This is a genomic window from Vibrio sp. IB15 (assembly GCF_016406055.1).
GTDB classification, from domain to species: domain Bacteria; phylum Pseudomonadota; class Gammaproteobacteria; order Enterobacterales; family Vibrionaceae; genus Vibrio; species Vibrio chagasii.
Genome location: NZ_JAEFCE010000003.1, coordinates 97,166 through 118,222, shown reverse-complemented (window position 1 = coordinate 118,222; position 21,057 = coordinate 97,166). Strand labels below are relative to the sequence as shown.

The following is a 21,057-nucleotide window of genomic DNA, read 5'->3' as shown; positions in this document are numbered from 1 at the left end:
GTTTTAATTGTAGCCGTGGTTAGAAGCCGAGCGCTATACTAGTCGAGCCATGTGATAAACCGCCACATATTCGCCATTTCTAAAAGCGAACCCTGCAGACTCCCCCTCAATCACGAAGCCAAACTTCTTATACAGGCTGATCGCTCGTTCGTTATCGGTATAAACGGTGAGCTCCAGTCGTTTGATGTTAATCCAGTTATCACATAAGTCGATCGCCGTTGCGAGTAACTGGCTACCTACGCCTTTGCCTAACACATCGTCTTTAACACCCATACCAAAAGAAGCGACATGACGCCTTCTTGGGTTTACACATACTTCCAAGCCTAAGTTGCCAACAATTTCTCCATCCAATAACGCGACATAAGAGTAAACGTTATCTGGAACATTTGAGATTCGTTTTTGCCAAGTTTCCAGAGATGGGTTTGGGAGTTGCAGCGTACCGGTATAAGCATTAGTGCATTCGTAAACTTCTTTTATTCCCTTTGCATCTGACGGTTCAGAGCGTCTCACTACAATACTCATCGCAACTCCTACTGTTATTATTTTGCTAAATCTGAAGTACACTTTTTATGTGCACCTAGACACACTATCAAATAGTAAATATTTAACAATAGGTTAGATAAAATTGTTTCTATTTAACAATTTAGTGACTATGACTATCGACGAGGCGAGCCAATGATTTTGAATGTAACATTAATGGTTGATGCTAAAAAGTTGAACTCAAAAAGGCTACATTGTGCTACTGGTATATACACAGATGAGGCAGCATGGGCACAAACTTCTGTGCCCAGTGCTTAATTATATCTTGTGGTTAGTCACGCTCACATTGAACTTGCATGACTTTTAAATCGGTAGTGTTTAACTTCTTAGCCAGAGCTGCACCTTCTTGGTTACATTCTTCAAGGCTCGTGAATTGCGTGTTCACTTCCATTTCGGCCGTACTTGGTGCGCCACCCATCATTAAGCTAAGAATCAGTGTGAGTTCGTACATTGTTAGTCCTCTTTCGAGTTAAATAAGCATCCATTGAAATAAGATAAAGTGACTCGTGTTTTTCCTATGCACTTGTCGCGTTTGAAATAATTCTAATCAATCCTTCCAACTGAGTTTTACCATTTCGTGCCACGAGGCGATAAACACCTTGAACAAAAAATGACGCTATATCTCTGTAGCGCCATTTATAAGATAATAAACTCAGCCCAAATGGAATCATCAGGGGAACAGTTAACAGGCCTTAGTTAGCTGGACGCCAGACGCCCCACTTGTCGTTTTCGTAAGTCGCTTTCGGGTTTTCACCACCCTGAATCCACCACTGCGCTTTCCAGGACTGGTTAGAGTAAGTCACAACCTCACCACCAAGGTAAACCTTAGATGAATCCCATGTGCCCGGGTTTGGTGTAGGGTCTGGGTTTGGTGTAGGGTCTGGGTCTGGAGTCGGATCTGGATCCGGCGTTGGATCTGGGTCAGGTGTTACACCACCATCTTCAGCAATCACTTCGAATGTGAAGGTTTCAACACTATCACTTTCAATAGAGCTAGCAATGAAAGACAAGGTTTCGTTCGCTGTAATCGCCGTAGTATCAACCACAATTGAAGCCGTACCATTGTTTTGAATGCTTACTGCAGAACCTTGTGTTTGCGTAAGGTTTGCGGTTTCACTTGTTGCAATCACAACTTTGTCGCCCGCATTGACTACGTTGTCACTCTTCACAAGTTCGTAGATGTCGCCTTTCAACGGTTCAACACCGCCATCACCACCGTCAATCAACGTTAACTGACCAGATGCACGGCCATCTTTTGAGTTGAAGAAGTTACGTGAAGGATCATTTTGGAAGTACATATAGTGCTGCATTTCAGCATGCCAGTCGCCGATAAAGACCGCGCCATCTTTAAACTCTTCGTGCCAGCCATTAATTTCTGAAGCCAACAAACGAGCCCAATCGTTAACGTTTGAAGCATCGATGACGATGTCGAAACTACGAGCTACTTCACCATACTTGTTGATGATGTCGTACTTAACGGTGTCGCCAACTTCTGGCGTTCCAAATTGGTCTGAAACAAACAGATCACCACGGACTAGATCGGGCTGTGGACCCGGCTCTGGTGGAGGAGTTGTACCACCAGCAATAGTGATGTCTGAACAGTTGTAGAAGCCTTCACCTGCTGAATCATTACGTTGCCAGCGCACAAACAGGATTGCATCGCCAGAGCGGTCCGAAGGAATGGTTACATTGATACGGTATTTACCGCCATTTACAGGGACATTGCCCTCTTCTTGGATAAGCTCTAAATCTCCCCACGCTAGGCCTTTGCTTAGGTCTGCATTTGGTTTGGTTAGGTAGAACTCCCAGAATGAAGGGTTGTGTGGTGCTGTCGCGTTGAATACATATTCAAAGGTACCAGTGCTTAGCTCGGTACGAGTCCAGCCTGTATGAGGCGCACCCATACCGCGTTTTTGCGAATCATTGGCGTAACATAACGTGCCGTCGGGAATCGCCGCTTTTACAGCATTGATATTATTAAAATCCTGAACATTTTTTGCATATTCGTTACGTTGAACAAACGGATATGATCCAGAAATGTCTTTTGCTTGAGCACAGGCTGCATTCGGTGGTGTACCCGACCAAATACCACCTTGCTCGTAACACGTGTTCTGACGTGCACTTGGAAACTCAGACCAACCATGAGCATTTGCCACTGACGGCACACTCGATAGCAAAGCCATACCTACTGCAGCTTTAAGAAGATTATGATTTATTGTTGTCACTTTCCCACTCTCTATTATTTTATCCTAAACAATGCCAATCACTGCTAATCAATCAGGATTGTAGTTCGAGGATTTATATTTTTCGTTTAAAGAACAACGAAAAATATATACGTCAATTTTATCAATAACAGCGAGTTTTATATCGATAGGAATCGGAATCACACAACTCAAACAAAAGCGTTGTAGATAGATGATGTTGCTTCTAATTATTGGATTTCAGTATTCTGTCTTGATTGTAGAAACAATATTCAAAGTGAAGAAAAAAGCGGCTTCGCGAGTAAGCCACTTTGAGGTTCTCATAGTCAAAAGAGAATTAAATCAGCTAGATGAGTGAGATCTTAGTCCAACTTTTCCCATTGCTGTCTCACTAAATTTGTAAAGTCGACATGGTTAAGGTGCTGGGCGTTAGAATTGATAGGCCATAAGAAGCACAATACTTATACTTCAGCACCCCGTTAATTAAATTATCTAATTGGAACTAGAGTAACGCTACGATACCAGCAACCTCCAAAGCTTCCATTGCTGCTGCAGAAAACTCTTCTGCAGTCATCCCTGCTTGGTAGGAACTATGAATGGCAGTAGTTGCAGCCTGACTTACGTCTTCTACAACTGAACTCCAACCAACACCTGCGAGGCTTGTTGAGTTGTAGATGAACGGCAGACTATCAACGATAGACTGTTCAAAACCGCTGGCAACCGCAAACCTCGCAACAAATTCGCCTACTCCCATAAGACCAGCATCGCCAGCTTCAAACTCACTAGCACTGTGAAGAATAATTACAGATTCATGTTCAGCCGCAACAGCATTTGCTTCATCAGTACCAACAATGACACTAATACTACTCACATGCTGACTGATCCCTGGGATAGCGTCTTCTTCCATCAATAAGTACGAATCTAACTGCCTAACAAAACTTGCAGCAGTCTCTTGAGAGTCAAACTTGATGACAGTTTGTTCTTCTATAGGCGCGATATCTGAAACCGTTTTTGTGATGTATGTCGCGCTCTCATCAAATGGGAGCTGATTGGCTGGCAAACCAGTGTGGAGTTCTTTAAATCCCATATCAGTCATAAAGTTAAGATCGGACTCTGAAATCTGATTCTCAAAATATTCAGCGCCATACTCTCGAGTAGGGAAGGTTAAATAATTTTCTAAAGCTTGCTTACCACCACTTCCTTGCAGGATCTCATACATATCATCGAAAGACGCATTTAGTTTCATAGCGTCAGTACCAGGACCAACTGTAGTTGCAGAATATCCAAGAGCTTGGAATACATCTTGAAAAACACCTTTGCGAGCCAGATAAACTGTCGTCCCAGCAAGCGCAGCAACGCTAACGCCAGCAGTGGCGATAACCGCAACCTTACCTGGCTGAAGGCCTTTATCTGCTGTCACATCATCATAAACCATTATGTTAGAGAGCATTGTTGGTGATGTCTGCTGACCACTGTTCGTTCTAGCAAGATTTGTAAAACTTAAGATAGTTTGTTCTTGCGTCGCTACAAACTGCAGTTCAACCTTTTCCCAATGATTTCGGCCGTTTTCGTTGTTATCCCACGGTGCATCTACAACCCCATAAACGCCCCCAGACCAAAACTCTTCTTGAATTAAAGGGTGCGCTTTAGTGATTAGCGTATCCTCCCCCCCAATGGACACAAGTGTATTTAGTGGTTGATATGTATATGAGAGTCCGGGATGCTTAACAAATTCACCAGTGATGTCAAAAGAAAGCGTATAGCGCTGCCCAGGTACGGTTTGAAGTATCGTTTTAATTGTTGCTTGACTATTAGGTTTGCCGACAACAAGTGTAAAACCACCCGAAGGTGCCATTGCACTATCCAGGTGTGCCAATTGTCCAAATGGCTCGATCGGACTTACACAGTTAGAGTCAAGTACTTCCAAACACCACTCTTCAACTTTCCCGTCCAATATAGCGAACCTTGGGTTCAACACTAACTGATGCTTTAAATAATATTGTATTGATTCAGCCACCTCTTGTTTTACTGCATCACGGTTAACACGGTTTTCATCATATAAAGGATTATTCTTATCAATAATTTCAATTTGATTTAAGTAAGACTTAGCTAAAGTATCTAACTTATTTCTAGGACCATTATTTAACACGAAGTTGAAAGTTAATTCAGATTCTCTAGAAAGCTGGCTATTGGCTTTAAACTTATGTTCATGTGAACTGTTGAGTGTAGGAAAGGTATTGTGATCAGCAAATGCAGAATACTGGACAATGGCACATGATATGCCCAGTGCTAGCTTCCTTATAGTAATACTCATATGTTTTCTCAGTATTTGATAGATTGGATTGATTACAGTGCAAACACAAATTAAAAGTATTTATGCTAATAAGAGTTGTTTTTAACGAATAAATCATCACAAAAAAACAACTCAAACACCCAGAGGCATACAAAGAGCATATGCAACGCAAACATCACACGAAAAAATCAATATAGCGAGGTAATAATTTTATTTTATGATAAAACAACTGTCACCTTGATTTTTTATGGAGCCAAATAGCTTTGAAGTAAAACACTTGTTATCAAATACAGACTGTTGTTAACATTAAGATTTCGAGAAGTAATATATAAAAGAGAATAAGATTGGGTAAAAATCGGCGATAAACCCTTACGCGGAAATAAAACTTAGGGTTTTATTTTTCAGTTGACTGTCCCTTGGTTTATTGAAACAGCAATACCATAATTCCATCAAGAGCCACACTCTTCACTTGAGTGTTGAATACAGACTCAAGTTGTTCTGGAGTCAGTACTTCACCCGCAGTACCACAAGCTTGTAAAAAGCCTTTGTCGAGCAGTAGCACTTGGTCGGCGTGTCTTAGGGTGCGGTTAAGGTCGTGGTTTGCCATGATTATGGCGATGCCCTTTTGCGCCACTCTTTCAATGAGCTTATAGAGTAACGCCTCTTGCGCAATGTCTAACGGTGCCGCCGGTTCATCTAAGATCAGTAACTTCGCATATGGGTTAAGTGTTGGCCAAACTTGTAGGCACATGCCCGCCAATCGAACCCGCTGCAACTCACCACCTGACAAAGCTTGAATTGAGCGATGAAGCTTATCCGCAATGTCGAGCATCTGGGTTATCTCTTCCAAGGCTGCATTGATTTCAGTTTCAAGCCCTTGTGACGAGCTTGGTAGTGATAATGCCAGATATTGGAACACTTCTAAGTTGAAAGCCGGTCTTGCACTCTGACACAAGTACGCACGTTGCAATGATAAGTCCTGTAACGATAAGTCAGATAGGTCTTTCTCATCGATCTTGATATCACCTTTGTAGCTGTCACCTATGCCTGAAATGGCCTCCAGCAAAGTACTCTTGCCACTGCCATTAGGCCCAATAACATGAGTTACTTGGCCCGGCTTGAGCTCAAATGATAATGGTAATAAACGAGCGCCGACGCTCAGGCTCTTAATTTGAATCATGATTTTTAATTAACATCCAAATGAAGATAGGCGCACCGATACTTGTGGTCATCACACCCAAAGGTAATTCTGCAGAATCAAGTAAAGTTCGTGCGCAAATATCAGCAAACACCAGCAGCGCAGCCCCAGCGACGGCAGACAAAGGCAGTAGATATTTATTATCGGTACCAATAGCTAAACGCAGTAAGTGTGGCACAACCAAACCAACAAAGCTGATTACACCGCCCAACGCCACCGCACAGCCAACCAAAATGGATACTGCGAAGATTAAGCGCCAACGTAACTTAGGCACATTCACGCCAAGTTGCGCCGCATGGGTTTCACCGATCATCAGTTTGTCGAGCTTACTGCCTTGCAGACACAACCAGATAATCACAGGAATCATCACTAATGTCAGCGAGTGTTGATACCAAGTCACGCCGCCTAAGCTACCCATTAGCCAGTACATCAAGAGACGAAGGCTCATGTCATCACTGAAATAGAATGCCCATGTCACCATAGCACCAGAAAGAATACCTAATGCGACACCTACCAGCAGCAGCTTGGTCGTGGTAAGCCGCATTGCCTTTACCATACTCACCAAAATCACTGTGAAACAGAGTGACCCTAATACCGCCGCGACCATGAAGAGTTCTGGAGTCGGCGCAAACGGCAAGAAGAACAACACAATCACCATGGCGAGGCTTGCACCACCAGAAATGCCGAGCACACCTGGTTCTGCCAATACGTTGCCTAATAACACTTGTAAGCTTGCGCCAGATACCGCTAGCCCTGCCCCGATGGCAATAGCTGCTAATAATCGAGGTAAGCGTAAATCAATCAGTAGTTTTTGTTCTAATGTGGACAAGGTGCCCAGAGGGGAAATGAAGAGATCGCCAACCATTAGGTAAATAGCACTCAGCGCGATAAGCAGTGATGCCATCAGATAAATGGCTCGCGTCCATTTGCGCTGTTTTTGGTGAAGAAGTTGTTGGAAATCCATATCAAGCTACTTTGAGATTGTTCGCGTAACCTTACCTGTATACCCAAGTAAACTCAAGGTTCACACCGTAATGTGAACCTTGATATTTCAACCAGTTGAGCGGTTATTCAACGAACCGTCGTCGCTGCTACAGATTAATCGTAAACCAACTGCCCATGGTCAAATCGTGTTTCCACTTCACACACCATTAAGGCTGCTCGTTGACCGATAGCAACATTACGGTTTGGGAACACCACCGCTTCGTTTTCATTCTTCGCCATTAATGGTTTATCACCATCATGGCCAAAGACTTCACCGTGCTTGAATGCAGTAAAGTTCTCTACAGAATCTGAGAACATGAAATCGAAATCATCATGTAAACGAACAATGGTGCGGCTCACACGATAAGTAATGGTTCGCTTGGGCAGATGCTCTGGCTCAGATTCCGCGATTAAATTACGCATGGCGAGATCAAAAGCCGTTAGTCTATCGAGTTGGTTCTCACCAATTCTCGCGACCTGCCCGAGTTCCATTGTCAGAGCCTGCGCTCCGAAGTTTTCAGCGCTGTACCAGCTGAACGTGCTGGTAGGTGCATTCGACAGCAACACGGCTTCAACATGAGCACTGTTGATGAAGTCGAATAACTCTTTGCTACGTACTTCGTGGCGAACCTTAGGGCTCACTGCAAATGAATAGTGCTTAGATAAACGGATTGCACAGTGCAAATCTAAGTGCCAGCGTGTTTCTGGCTTGGTTTCTTTATAAAACTCTGTCACCAGATACTTTAAGTTCTGGGCGATATCCACTTCTCGATTGCTCTCGTACTGCTTTTCATCAAACAGACGGTTCATATTCACATCAAGAAAACGGGTATGCGCGTTGGTTGCTTCTGGGTGAGCTATGATAAACAAGCATCTAGCGTTCACTGCCTGAAAGCCTGTTTCAATATCCTCAACGAGCTTATCAATCAGCTCCATTGGTGAGGTTTCGTCGCCGTGTACACCGCTTGAAAAGATAATGTTCTTGGTTTCAGAACTGTAATCAGCGGGAATCACTTCCAACACACCACGTTGATGAAGCTTAATTTGAACACCGTTACTCAGTACGGTCTGTCCTGCAAACACTTCTTGCTCAAGATCTAGGCTGTCAAAAAGAAATGATTGGCGAAAGAGGGTCTTCGTCATGCGTTACTCCTTAATTGCACGGCCGTATGTTAATAAATTGTACATAGAAATTGTGTTGCTAGGATCGCACTTATCAATAGAAACTCCGTTATCACTCACAAATACTACCCATATATTTTATATTTCCTGCTTATTAACAAACCGAGGCCTGTGCTAAATAACTTTCTCTATTTAAAGCAACTTTTGGTTATATCAAGTTCTTTCAGCAAGATAAGAGCCACGTAAGCTAACACAGCTCTTACCTGCTATGAACAGATTGAGATCAATTAATCTTCCTGATCGAGCAATCTTTCAAATTCATCGATCTGAACTTTGACCATGTCGATGCTTTGTTGCCAGAAATCGGCTTGAGTCAGGTCCATTGCTAAGTGTTTTTGAACCACTTCTTCCGCCATCATGCTGCCCGTATCTCGCAACAAAGACACATAGTCGCCATAGAACTGTTCGCCTTTCGCATCACGTTGCGCATAAACACCTTTGCTGAACAGATAACCGAACAAGTATGGGTAGTTGTAGAAACTCACCTGAGAAATACTGAAGTGTAACTTGCTCGCCCAAAAGTAAGGGTCTGCTTCGGTCATCGCATCGCCGTACCACTCTTTCCAAGTGCTTTCCATCAGGTCACACAATTGTTGCGCCGTCAGCTCGCCTTTTTCACGCTGCTCGTAAAATGCTTTTTCGAATTCGAAGCGCACTGGAATGTTGACCATTAAAGCCAATGAAGAAGACAGCTCTTCCCACAGCATTTCAAGTTTCTCGTTTCGTGTTTGGGCTTGCGTTAACAAGTGGTCACGAACGATGTTTTCAGCAAAGATAGAAGCTGTTTCTGCGAGCGTCATTGGGTAGCGTGTCTTACACAACGGCATGTCTTTCATTACCCAGTTGTGGAACGCGTGGCCTAGCTCGTGTGCCAATGTCATTAAGTCAGAGCGGCTGCCACTCCAAGTCATGAACACAAGCGGTGTGCGTGTCGCGGCAAACTTGGTGCAGTACGCGCCTAAACGTTTGTTGGCAGCTGGTGCGGCATCAATCCAGCCATTCTCAACCATCAAAGCGACAAAATCAGCCATCTCTGGATTTACTTTTGCGAAAGCGGTTTTGATCACTTCGATCGCTTCATCAAATGGGTAAACCTTAGATTCAGCGTCACCAAGTGGCGGCATTGCAGCTAAGTGATTCCATGGCTTCATTTCATCTAAGCCGTGAACTCTTGCCATCAACAGACCCGCTTTCTGACCTACTGCGCGATTAGCTTTCGCCACAGACATCATTGTGTCTAGCGTTTCAGGCACAATTCGGCTGCCGTGCAAGCTTGGATCTAAGAAATGCACATCTGCGATTTTCGAGCGCTTTTTGTTTTCAGTCAGACGCCAACCTGCAAGCGCATTTAGAATCGAAGCAAATGACTCTTGGTGAGTCTTCATTGCACCTTGAACCGCGCGCCATGCAGGCTCTTGTTTATCGAATTCGCTACCGTACAACAAGCTCGCCGCTTGCGAGAAACCAAGTGCTTCTTCTTCACCATCAAGTTTCAAAGACAGTTTCAATGAGCCGGTAAGGTTATCGTATAAACGACCCCATGCATCACGGCCATCGACTTTCATGGCTGCTAAAAGCTGTTCTTCAGCCACACTGAGACGGCTCCTTGATAGCTTACGTGAGCTTTCAATCGCGAAGCGTTGGCCTGCAACATCTGCACTCTCGTGTTCTAAAACGGCATCAATAAACTCTGGCTCTGCGTGAATCAGCGTATCTTCATAAGGGCTAAACGCTTGTGACATTTCAGAGTTCAGCTTTGCGACACGGCCAAGCAGCGCTTTGGCTTCTGTATGAGTCGCATCTACTGAAGCGTGACAGTTAGCAAAGGTGTTAATTGTGCTCAGTAGCGTGCCTGCCGCTTCTGAGGTCTGGATTGCGTTTTGCATTGCCAGAATGATGTGACGCTTTTCAACATGGAGGTACAAGAGTTCGATACACTGTTGAATGAGTTCAATATCCTGTTCAATTTTTGCATCATCAAGATCGCGATAAGCAATGCTCAGATCCCAACTCGGTGTTGTCATGACTAAATTCCTTTCACGTAGGTAGTAATACCAATCTGGTATAGCGACTGTTAACGCCGCTTTATACTTCTAATTACTTTTAATACTTCTAAGATTGTTAATTCTTAAACTGTGTTTTTGGACACTCAGAGAACAGGCAGGCCTATCGCTTTGACGCTGATAAAGCTCTGCGCGAACTGGGTCACTTGAATATGGGTTATCGATGCATTCTCGATCGACAACTTTGAGTACAGACTCGGATTTTTCCAATCAATATCAAGGCAATGCGCCAATAACATACGAATAACGCCACCATGGGTAACCAACAATAGATTGTCACTTGGATCGTTCAAAACTTGCGACCAAGCTTGAGTTACTCTTTCGTGGAAGCTCCGTAAACTTTCTGCACCATTGAGCTTATGGTTCGATGGGTCTTGCCAAAAAGTGTCGAGCATTGCCCACTTGTCCTCAAGCTCATCAAATGCGATACCATCCACTTCGCCAAAGTTCATCTCTTGAAATTCAGGAGCATCAGACAAAGGCACAGACATGCACTCCGCGTACAAGTGAGCTAAATCGCTACAACGCTTCAACGGTGAAGTGATGACCGCATCAACCGCTATATCCTGATGTACCAAAGCGTCACAAATCTGCTGTTGAAGCTCCGGATTGACCAATACGTCAGAGACACCGTTTAGCGCAGCCTTCCCTTCCACTTTGCCATGTCTGAGCAAATAGATGTTTTTGGTGGTTCCATTGACCATATCAGTGACCTAGCCTTGAGCGTTAATAGAATGATTTGAAGGCTTAAGGTGTAGTGGCAACCCCGCGGCTATTAGAGTGACATGTTCGACAACGCGAGCAAGTGCTTGGTTCATACGACCAGCATTATCAACAAATAAGCGCGATACTTTCCCGAGTGGAACAACCCCTAAACCCACCTCGTTCGATACCATGATGATCTGTGCCGGGCTTTGCTCGACGCTTTTGACCAATACTTCAACCACGGCTTCAACCTGTTCATTGGTTGCGTCGTCACCCAGTTCAAAGATGATGTTGTTCAACCACAATGTTAGGCAGTCAATCAGCACCACATCTTCTTTCTCAAAAGACTGCAATTTTTCGGCTAATTCGACGGGTACTTCATGCTCAATCCATTGCTCGCCACGACGTTGTTGATGGTGCGCGATTCGTTCACGCATTTCATCGTCTAAATAGGTCGCAGTCGCTATGTAATGTAGACGCCCATTTGAACATGCTTCAATTGCACATAATGCTTGTTGTTCTGCAAAACTCGACTTACCTGAGCGCGCGCCACCTAAAACAAGATGGTGATGACTCTGATACGCTTGATTATTGGTTGTCATGTGTTGCCTCTAAAATCCTGAATGAGTTACATAAAGCCGTTATAAAACGCAGCGGTAAACACAACGTAAATCAGCAGTTCCATCAACTGTTGAGCCGCGCCCAAACAGTCACCAGTAAAGCCACCAATGCGTGCAATTAACCACTTTTTGAAGCCCACTCTAAACAGGTAAGCAATCACAGCTAAAACACACGTAAACGCTAACCCAAACCACAAGCTTGGTAACAGACCAACCAACATAAGGAAGACAAGCTCCCCCTTGGTTTGTTTGTTGGCTAAAGGCTTACTCTTGCTCGTATCCAAGTCGCTAACATAAGGCATGTCATAAATAAGGGAGGCCGAAATCGCTCGGCTAAAGGTGTAGCTCGTCACGATGACCATAAACAATTCAGCCATGCTGACGAGTTCATTGAGCAGAACCCACTTACCAAGCAAAGCCATGATCAGCGCAGACGCACCGTATGTACCGATGCGGCTGTCTTTCATGATGGTCAAACGACGTTCCAATGTCATACCACCACTGATGCCATCCGCCATGTCGGTCAAACCGTCCTCATGGAAAGCGCCAGTGAGCATTAAGCTAAAAGTCATCATCAAAAAGATGGCAATCGAGCTTGGTAACACAGTATCAAGCAACAGAAACAAACCGCCGCACAAGACACCCAGCAAAAAACCGACTGTTGAAAAGTAACGACCAGAACGGTTCATACGCTCTTCTGAATAAGGCGTATTCTTCGGCATCGGCAAGCGAGAAAAAAAGCCCATTGCCAACGAAAACAGTTGCCATTGATAAGCAACGCGATCTTTCCAAGATCTGTCCGGAAAATCACTCATTAAACTGTAACTCCAGCGCTCTCGAAGCTCGCCATATTGTTGTAAAACTCTGCCGCCGCTCGAAGGATTGGCATCGCCAGTGCTGCGCCTGTCCCCTCACCTAGCCTTAAACCAAGGTCGAGCAATGGCTCAGCATTGAGCAGCTCTAGTAAAATTTTATGTCCAGACTCTTCAGAGCGATGCGCAAAGATCATGTAATCGCGGCAGTTAGGCTCAATTAAGGTAGAAACATACGCCGCAACTGACACAATAAAACCATCGACCAATACTGGCGTTCTGTTGTGGTAAGCACCAAGGAAGGCACCCACCATTTGCACGATCTCGTAACCACCGACTTGGGTCAAAATCGATTTAGGATCGAGTCCTTTGCAGCGAGCTACGCCCTGTTCAACCACCGCGACTTTTCTTGCTAACTGCTCGTTATTGATACCAGTGCCTAGGCCAACACACTCATCTGCAGTACAGTTTGCTAGTGCACTCAAAATCGCTGAAGCGCTGCTGGTATTACCGATGCCCATTTCGCCAAACATGATGATATTGGTGCCATTCGAAATGGTTCTAGATACAAGCTCTGCGCCCAATTCAATCCCACGTTCTACCGTTTCTAAGCTCATTGCGGCTTCATTGGCAAAGTTATTGGTTCGTGTACCCAAACGCTGGGAGATCAGCATTGGGTTATCAGATTCGATTGGTAACAATATTCCTGTGTCGACCACCGTAATATCGATGTGGTTCACAGAACAAAAACAGTTAATCGCTGCGCCGCCGTTTAAGAAGTTCAATACCATCTGCTGTGTGACGGCACTCGGGGCAATACTCAGGCCTTCATCAGCAACACCATGATCACCTGCAAAAATGATGATGCGCGGTTTATTTAATTCAATATGTTCTGCCGCCGACTCTTGTCCTTGGCTCTGAATTAATGCTAATTGAAAGGCAACTTTTTCGAGTAAGCCCAATGCGCCAAGCGGCTTAGTTTTTTGGTCAATACGATGTTGGATGTACTGCGAGTATTTTGTATCTAACATAAAATTATGTGGCACTTAGATTGAGGAACGGGTTTTAACGATCTTATCCGCTGGAGCTAAATAGTTAACGCTTACTTAGGACGAGCGACAGAGAAGACATTAGACAGCGTGGCATATTCGCCTCCGCCTAGTCGGGATAAAGGATCAAGTGCTAGTGCATCAATCTTCAAGCGTTCGCTCTCTTTATCGATCACACCTTCAGAGATATACACCTGTTCAACTTGAGCAAAGATAAGGCTTTGCGGTACTTCACCGACTTCTTTGACCTCGTAGAGTGTGCAACCAAAAGCCACAGCGCACTGCTTCACTCTCGGTAAGGAAAAACCCTCAAATTCAACTAATTCAATGTCATTCGCCGTTACTTCTGACTCATTATGCTCAAGAGTAGCTGCAGTCGCGGTCATCACTTCAGCTGAACTCGACGATGCAATATGTATAACTAGCTTACCCGTCTCATGGGCATTACGAGTGGTGTCTTTGATTTCTCCCGATGGCTTCTTCCCGACCGATAACATCAGTAGCGGCGGATTGCTGGAAACAGGCGTGAAATACGAGAAAGGCGCTAGGTTGTACGCTTGATCAGAAGATTCCGTCAATGCCCACGCGATCGGGCGAGGAACAACGGTTTGAGTCATCAGGTGATAAACCTGAGTGGGAGCGAGAGTATCAAGCTTGAGGTTCATAGCACGTCCTTGGTCTATGTGAATTACGACCCAGTTTACGTGTTAAGCAAAGCTGTATCTATGCCTAAGTAACAGAAACCGCAGAGAGTGTTCTTAATTTAAGCAATTCAAAACCACTTTTTCTCAAATTGAGAATCAAAAAGACAGCGTAGTTGAGCTCCTAGAGCTACACAAACGAAGAATCAATGACTTACGTTTTGGCACCCTTTATGCTTTGTATGATGTGCTTGTCAATCTCTCCATTGATAAGTACCCATACAGTGAACACCCACGCTGTTAGCTACAAAATGCAACACCAAGCAACACAACCGGTTGAAAAAAATAAAGCTCAGAAAAATGATTTAGGAGGTGCGATGATTCCAAACTCAAGCAAAAGAAAACCAAATAAATCAGGTAAGAAAGTAAGCAAAAAGGTAAGGAAAATCCCACTGTCCTTCACCTAAATTTTGCGAAGAAAGTAACAAGCCCGTCGCCCAACGGGCTTTGTTATTTTTGAGGCTAAAAATAGATTAATGCATCACTTCATCGCGCCATCATCAGATCTCATAAGTTAGACAATCCGTACACTTTAAAACCAATAAACCAATTAGATTTCAAGTATTAGTTCACTTGTTAAACTTCGTAAAATTACCCTTACATTTCATAAAGTTATAACAAACTTTCATTTATTTACTCCCTTCCCCTTATTGATAGACTTACCCCATCAATAGTTAAGGGTATTTATGAAAAACAAAGGCTTTACATTAATCGAGTTAGTCGCCGTAATCGCTGTTTTAGGCATTATAGCTGTGGCAGCAGCACCTCGATTTTTAAACATCAAATCGGATGCAACAAAAGCAACGCTCGATGGCTTCATCGGCGCTTTTAACGCAACCAATGAAATAGTCATGGGCAAAGCAGCCATCGAAGGCTTAGAGAAAGAAAAACTCATTCAATTGCCAGACCAAGATGTATGGATTAGATGGGGCGCTATTGCATTAGATTCAGACAATATTAAAAACGCGATGCAAACTCATGACTATCAGTTGCTCAGCTATGGACCGAAATTCAACCCAACCCTCATAGTCTACACGGGTAGAGAAAGGCAATTTAGAGAATTAAAGGGCTATAACTGTTTTGTTCAATTCACGCGATCTTACACCTTAGATCAAACTCAACTCATCAATATTGGCGATCTAACAATCAATAAATTCTATGACGGGTGTTAACCTCTTAACTTAAAAATCTATTACGTTCATTATATTGCCTGATCTCTTTAAGCCCGTATACGCGGGCTTTCTTGTTTCCACAACACTATTTTCTTGTAGCTAATGCCGATGGCTCGTCTTTAATTTGCACGTGCCTTCACATTAAAAGCGAACAAGTTTTCGTCATTGAACAAGAAGGTTTAGATTGAAACAGTGACTTACGTAAACGTTAGGGATAGTTATGAGTATTTCTGGAGATAAGACATCAATCATAGTGGCTGGTGCTACCGGACTGATTGGTCATCATGTGATGAACCTGCTCATCAACGAGCCTGCGATACAGCACATTTACGCTTTGTCCCGAAGGGCACTCGATTCACAGTTCCACTCAGAAAAACTCCACACGCTGATTCATAGTGATCTGCAAGTCACCAGTTGGGACGATACCAAAACTACACCCAACCTTGGGATCATCTGCTTAGGCACCACCAAGAAAAAGGCAGGTTCGAAAGAAGCATTGCGTAAAGTCGATGTAGAGTTGGTCAGCCACGTAGCTCAGTCGATGAAGTTTCTTGGAGTTCAACGCCTTGCGGTTGTGTCCAGTTATGGCGCGTCCACTGATTCCTATTCGCACTACCTCAAGTGTAAAGGGCAAATGGAGCAGAACTTAAAGCGTATCGGCTTCAAGCAACTGTTCATTGCACGCCCTGGGCCGTTGGTTGGCGAGCGAGAAGAACCAAGAGCCGATGAAAAGCTGCTACAAAGCGTGTTTCCTCTTCTGTCGCCTTTTATGTTTGGGAAATTCAAAAACCTACGCCCTATCCAATCAAAAGATGTCGCTCAGGCCATGTTGTTCCGATTGTTCGAAAATAATTTCCAAAATATCGAAATTTACTCATCCAATGACATGCTCAATTTATTGGCAAAATATCGCTAAAAAGCTCATCTATTCACCATAATGTTGTATATCCACTCATACCATTCGGTGGATATTACCTATCGTTCTATTTAATTACTTTTCCTTATTTTACGTTTTGTTACAGGTCGCTACTGTAGCTAACAGTATTTGCGCCCATATATCCAAGCGCCCTATCGATTTAAAGAAATTCATAAGGAAAACAAATGTCATTTTCAGCTATCGCTGCCTTAGCGGTATTCACTGGTATCCTCTTCTTTCTCTACGGACAGCAGAAAAAAGAACACACGTTATCGCGCTTAGTTCTATTAGGTTTAGTTTTTGGTAGTGCTTTCGGCCTTGGTCTTCAGCTGCTATTTGGTGAAGGCAACCCTGTTATTAACGAAACGCTAGACTGGGTAAACATTGTTGGTCGTGGTTACGTTGGCTTACTGAAAATGGTCATCATGCCATTAGTACTAGTTTCGATGATTGCGGCGGTAGTTAAGCTTGAGAAAGGCGGTTCACTGGGCAAAATCTCTGGCATCACGATCTCTGTGTTGTTAGCCACCACAGCGATTTCTGCGATTGTTGGTATTGTAGTAACTCAGGCATTTGGCCTATCTGCTGAAGGTTTGACAGAAGGTGCGCGTGAAACAGCACGTATCGCAACGCTAGAAAGCCGCATTGGCAGCGTTTCAGACCTAACAATTCCACAAATGCTGGTTAGCTTCATTCCAACCAACCCATTTGCAGACCTAACAGGCGCTCGCTCAACATCTATCATCGCAGTTGTTATCTTTGGTGTGCTAACGGGTATTGCTGCTCGTAAAGTAATGGCAGAGAAAGAAGAGCTAGAGTCACCAATTCGTACGTTCGTTGAAGCAGCTCAATCTATCGTGATGCGCTTAGTTAAGATGATCATGGCATTAACGCCATACGGCATCGCAGCGTTAATGGCGAAAGTAGTCGCAACATCAAGTGCTTCTGACATCTTAAGCCTACTAGGTTTCATCGTAGCGTCTTACGTTGCTATTCTATTGATGTTTGTGGTTCACGGTGTGTTGGTTTCTTTTGTTGGCGTAAACCCGAAAGAATACTTCCAAAAAATCTGGCCTGTTCTAACGTTCGCTTTTACTTCGCGCAGCTCTGCTGCAACGATTCCACTGAATGTTGAAGCTCAGATCACGAAGCTAAACGTGCCACCAGCAATTGCTAACCTTTCGGCCTCTTTCGGCGCAACAATTGGTCAAAACGGTTGTGCGGGTATCTACCCTGCAATGCTTGCAGTTATGGTTGCACCTACGGTTGGTATTGACCCAATGGACATCAACTTCATTCTGTCTCTGATTGCAATCATCACGGTGAGCTCTTTCGGTATCGCTGGTGTGGGTGGCGGTGCAACGTTCGCAGCACTTATCGTACTTCCAGCTATGGGCCTTCCTGTAACGATTGCAGCACTGCTTATCTCTATCGAGCCACTTATCGATATGGCTCGTACAGCGCTTAACGTATCTGGTGCGATGACAGCCGGTACGATTACAAGTCGCCTATTACGTAAGAAAGACAAGCAACGAGATCTGGAACAGGCGAACGCTTAATTCTGATTCAAACAGCTCGATCAACAAAAAACCGATGCCCATGCATCGGTTTTTTATTGTCTATTTGGTGCCGGAGTTGCTTTTTAAATGTTAAGCGTGCATTTGTTCAATAATACAATGAGTTAGCTATGAAGTATCACCGTGATTGATATATGATTCAACACCTCAATATGCTGCATTAAATTGACACCAGTTCGATAACGGGATCACCATGAGCTTTATTATACTTTTACTTCTTCTACTATTGGTTTTCATAACTCGCTTACTTCAATGGCGAGCAACTTCCACTTTTTTATCTCTTGTTCTTATATCGTCATTTGTGCTGATTGGTACGGGTTTAATTCCTCGTTATTTACTAGACGACCTGCAAGCGAATTACGAAAGCAAGCCTGAGATCCAATGGTCGGATAATAATGCGATTGTTCTTCTTGGTGCAGGCACGCAGCTAATTAAAAGCACACAAGAGTTCGAGCCCACCTTTTTCTCTTATGGCCGAATCAGTGAAACGGCAAGCCAATATAAAGAGTGTGCTAAAACGCAAACTACATGCAAAGTAATCATCAGTGGTGGTGATGCTCAGAATAACGGTGTCACAGAGGCTGAAATTTACGAGCAACAACTGCTTAGACTGGGTGTTCCAATCGCCGACCTTATCCAGGAGCCGAACAGCGTGAACACTTGGAAAAATGCGCAGCTGACCAGCGATCTGATGAAACATCACCAATTCGACAACATTGTGCTGGTTTCATCTGGCCTGCACATTCGCCGTAGTGAACTCTACTTCAACCACTTTGGATTGAACGTGATTCCAGTGAGAGCTGATTACATGGCAGCTCAAACTTCATGGCTGCCATTATGGTATAACTTTGCGGTAACAGACTTTGCTCTGCATGAACAAATCGGGTTTGCGCGATACAACATCTACAACTTTATGGGTTGGAACAGCAAACGCGAAAAACCAGGCGACGCGTAAGAAGACACTCGCCGATTACCGAAGGCTGCTCTAAGTAAGGTAGTCAAATCACTATAAATGAAAATGCAGCGACAACCCTTGGGTTATCGCTGCATTTTTGTATCTGTTTTGTCTATGTTCTTTACCATCTATGCAAGACAATCAGTATCAACCTGTTTGTTGAACTCGCCACCTTTCATCATTTCATCGAAAGCCTTACACACACCTCAAAAGGTATCCCGTACCTGAGTACGCACCGCTCAATAAAAAAGACAGAGAATAAAGAGAAAAATCCTTATCAAATGACACTTTAATCACTAAAAGCAACTGAAATTAAAGAGAATTTCTTTTCAATTCAATTCAGTATTTTTGCGATCGTTTTATATGACAGAGTACACGCCGCTAGGAGCCCTCGGCTTCAAATAACACATATAAATAATATCTAATAAAAAAGCCAAACAATGGCAATTAGGAACTCATTAATGTTCAACGTCAGTAAAACTGCGCTCTTTATCGCTGCCACATCATTAACGTCTTATTCTGTTAATGCCAAAATCTATTCAGACCAAGTCGTGTTGGATAACCTCGGTGAGGATGTTTGTCGCTCCGACTATCGCCCACTGACTCATACTGAAGCGCAGGAACACAAAGCTGCGCTTGTTTCTCGTATGAACGTTTGGGATATCTTTGGTCTTAAAGATGATTGGGTGATCATGGGCTCTGGTTACCACGGGCTTATTAAGCATGGAGAGTTAAGTGACAAAACCTGGTGTTACCCCAATAAACCAGAAGCGGGGTTACCATACTACCCAGCGCAAGCAATCCAAGAAAGCAGTAACCTTGGGGTTCAGAGAAGCTTGGTCAATGACAATGCGTACTTCATCAGGCCTTTAGCATATCTCGCACACAACCTTGGTTATGCATGGGTAGGTGGCGATTACGGACTCTATGTGGGCCAAGACATGGCGATAAATCAGCTTAACGATGGCTGGGAGATCAAGGGAAATAGTAATGGCAGTTGTACAGGTGACCGTTGTAATGAGAAAACGACAATCACCGTCGATAACTTCGCTTACACGCTCGATACGAAAGGCTTCTCATACGGTACCGTTCAAGAAACAGACCAAGAGCTAATTAACACCCTTTCAGCTTACGCCATCAATAAGACCGAGCAGCCTAAACAGATCATCGTCGATCTTCATTTCTTACAATCAACGCAGTGGAATAAGACCAATCGTTTTGACCTTGCAGATGTTGTCTTGATGAACGAAGACTTTAACTGGCCTCAAGCTGGAAAAACCGATGTTCGAGTGGTGTTAGAAAAAGGCCAGCATTTCGCTGATACCAATAGTGGGCAGCGCTCTAAGGCGAGTGACCTTCAAGCCATCTTAACGGTACCTGCTCGATCAGTATTACCATTTAGAGTTGAGTTCTTACGCTCTACCATCTCTTACCCTTATCGCATCAAAGCTAATATGAGTTACGACGTAAACTTCACAGGCTTTCTTCGTTACAGTGGTAATGCGTTGGTTTCACACCCGACTAACCGCCCTACGCTCTCTCACACATTTACCATGGGCACCAACAGCGAAGAGCAAGCGAATATCCGCTACCAATGGGACCACCGTTATATTCCCGGTGAGATGAAATGGTGGGACTGGAGTTGGGCAATCAACGAATATGGCCTGAGCAGCATGCAATATGCCGCTGGCGCGAGTGTTCGCCCCTTCTACTCTTATGTTTCTGGTCAGTTTAATGCCGAGTCACAATACTCTGGGATGATCGATATCGGTGCTGAGCACTCTGTCGATTCATTTGATGCCGTGAACATATTAACCAACCACAAAACCTACTATGCGGGCGATATAACTGTTGAGACCGATTTCGATCCTGAAGCACTAAATCGACTCGGTTATCACGATGCTCAGCTAATGATTACTCCAATACAACACTAAAAACACGCCTGTACTCAAACACTAAGCTCATCACTCCGGTGGTGAGCTTTGTGTTACCTCCGTATCCAAAAGTAAACTAAAGCACTTATTCAACAACTGTTCTGGGCAGGTTCCCTCTGTCGTCAGTGAACACTGTTTGAGAAGTGTTTTTCCTC

The 21,057-nt window shown here is 44.0% G+C and carries 19 protein-coding genes; 6 read left to right on the top strand and 13 right to left on the bottom strand.

Going from position 1 to position 21,057, the window contains the following annotated elements; genetic code table 11:
- Positions 1-33: 33 nt before the first annotated feature.
- From JC606_RS01995 to JC606_RS01935, 13 genes are all read right to left on the bottom strand, one after another.
- Positions 34-522: a GNAT family N-acetyltransferase gene (locus tag JC606_RS01995; protein WP_198777717.1), complete on the bottom strand. Its 489-nt coding sequence runs from the start codon at positions 520-522 to the stop codon at positions 34-36.
- Positions 523-811: 289 nt separating this feature from the next.
- On the bottom strand, positions 812-991 hold the full coding sequence (locus tag JC606_RS01990; RefSeq protein WP_102425737.1) for a hypothetical protein: 180 nt from the start codon (positions 989-991) through the stop codon (positions 812-814).
- Between the two features lie 241 nt (positions 992-1,232).
- On the bottom strand, positions 1,233-2,723 hold the full coding sequence (locus JC606_RS01985; protein WP_198777748.1) for a lytic polysaccharide monooxygenase: 1,491 nt from the start codon (positions 2,721-2,723) through the stop codon (positions 1,233-1,235).
- 520 nt (positions 2,724-3,243) lie between these two features.
- Positions 3,244-5,055, bottom strand: a complete 1,812-nt coding sequence (locus tag JC606_RS01980; RefSeq protein WP_198777715.1) for a hypothetical protein — start codon at positions 5,053-5,055, stop codon at positions 3,244-3,246.
- 400 nt (positions 5,056-5,455) lie between these two features.
- On the bottom strand, positions 5,456-6,214 hold the full coding sequence (btuD, locus tag JC606_RS01975; protein ID WP_198777713.1) for a vitamin B12 ABC transporter ATP-binding protein BtuD: 759 nt from the start codon (positions 6,212-6,214) through the stop codon (positions 5,456-5,458).
- Positions 6,201-7,196 carry a vitamin B12 ABC transporter permease BtuC gene (gene btuC, locus JC606_RS01970; protein WP_198777712.1) on the bottom strand — a complete coding sequence of 332 codons (996 nt, stop codon included), beginning with the start codon at positions 7,194-7,196 and terminating at the stop codon, positions 6,201-6,203. The genes btuD and btuC overlap by 14 nt, the downstream gene beginning before the upstream one ends.
- Before the next feature lie 134 nt (positions 7,197-7,330).
- Positions 7,331-8,359 (bottom strand): succinylglutamate desuccinylase, encoded by a 1,029-nt coding sequence (locus JC606_RS01965; protein ID WP_198777710.1) that lies wholly within the window; start codon positions 8,357-8,359, stop codon positions 7,331-7,333.
- 266 nt (positions 8,360-8,625) lie between these two features.
- Positions 8,626-10,422, bottom strand: a complete 1,797-nt coding sequence (locus JC606_RS01960) for a M3 family oligoendopeptidase (RefSeq protein ID WP_198777708.1) — start codon at positions 10,420-10,422, stop codon at positions 8,626-8,628.
- Positions 10,423-10,547: 125 nt separating this feature from the next.
- Positions 10,548-11,165: a histidine phosphatase family protein gene (locus JC606_RS01955; RefSeq protein ID WP_102425546.1), complete on the bottom strand. Its 618-nt coding sequence runs from the start codon at positions 11,163-11,165 to the stop codon at positions 10,548-10,550.
- Positions 11,166-11,174: 9 nt separating this feature from the next.
- Positions 11,175-11,768 carry a bifunctional adenosylcobinamide kinase/adenosylcobinamide-phosphate guanylyltransferase gene (gene cobU, locus JC606_RS01950; protein WP_198777706.1) on the bottom strand — a complete coding sequence of 198 codons (594 nt, stop codon included), beginning with the start codon at positions 11,766-11,768 and terminating at the stop codon, positions 11,175-11,177.
- 26 nt (positions 11,769-11,794) lie between these two features.
- Complete coding sequence (locus JC606_RS01945) at positions 11,795-12,601, bottom strand: adenosylcobinamide-GDP ribazoletransferase (RefSeq protein ID WP_198777704.1); 807 nt, start codon at positions 12,599-12,601, stop codon at positions 11,795-11,797.
- Complete coding sequence (cobT, locus tag JC606_RS01940; protein ID WP_198777703.1) at positions 12,601-13,629, bottom strand: nicotinate-nucleotide--dimethylbenzimidazole phosphoribosyltransferase; 1,029 nt, start codon at positions 13,627-13,629, stop codon at positions 12,601-12,603. The genes JC606_RS01945 and cobT overlap by 1 nt, the downstream gene beginning before the upstream one ends.
- A gap of 71 nt (positions 13,630-13,700) precedes the next feature.
- A complete protein-coding gene (locus JC606_RS01935; protein ID WP_137407739.1) occupies positions 13,701-14,312 on the bottom strand; it encodes a flavin reductase family protein in 612 nt (203 codons plus the stop codon).
- Between the two features lie 260 nt (positions 14,313-14,572).
- On the opposite strand from JC606_RS01935, the gene JC606_RS01930 reads away from it, so the two are divergent.
- The 6 genes from JC606_RS01930 to JC606_RS01905 all read left to right on the top strand — a co-directional run bounded on the left by JC606_RS01930 (position 14,573) and on the right by JC606_RS01905 (position 20,902).
- On the top strand, positions 14,573-14,755 hold the full coding sequence (locus JC606_RS01930) for a hypothetical protein (RefSeq protein ID WP_198777701.1): 183 nt from the start codon (positions 14,573-14,575) through the stop codon (positions 14,753-14,755).
- A 279-nt stretch (positions 14,756-15,034) separates the two neighbouring features.
- On the top strand, positions 15,035-15,520 hold the full coding sequence (locus JC606_RS01925) for a type II secretion system protein (RefSeq protein WP_137407738.1): 486 nt from the start codon (positions 15,035-15,037) through the stop codon (positions 15,518-15,520).
- A 220-nt stretch (positions 15,521-15,740) separates the two neighbouring features.
- Entirely contained in the window at positions 15,741-16,436 is a 696-nt protein-coding gene (locus JC606_RS01920; RefSeq protein ID WP_137407737.1) for an NAD-dependent epimerase/dehydratase family protein, read from the top strand.
- 185 nt (positions 16,437-16,621) lie between these two features.
- Positions 16,622-17,995: an L-cystine transporter gene (locus tag JC606_RS01915; RefSeq protein ID WP_137407736.1), complete on the top strand. Its 1,374-nt coding sequence runs from the start codon at positions 16,622-16,624 to the stop codon at positions 17,993-17,995.
- Positions 17,996-18,206: 211 nt separating this feature from the next.
- On the top strand, positions 18,207-18,968 hold the full coding sequence (locus JC606_RS01910) for a YdcF family protein (RefSeq protein WP_137407735.1): 762 nt from the start codon (positions 18,207-18,209) through the stop codon (positions 18,966-18,968).
- Between the two features lie 461 nt (positions 18,969-19,429).
- Positions 19,430-20,902 carry an aerolysin family beta-barrel pore-forming toxin gene (locus tag JC606_RS01905; protein WP_198777700.1) on the top strand — a complete coding sequence of 491 codons (1,473 nt, stop codon included), beginning with the start codon at positions 19,430-19,432 and terminating at the stop codon, positions 20,900-20,902.
- The last annotated feature ends 155 nt before the right edge of the window (positions 20,903-21,057 follow it).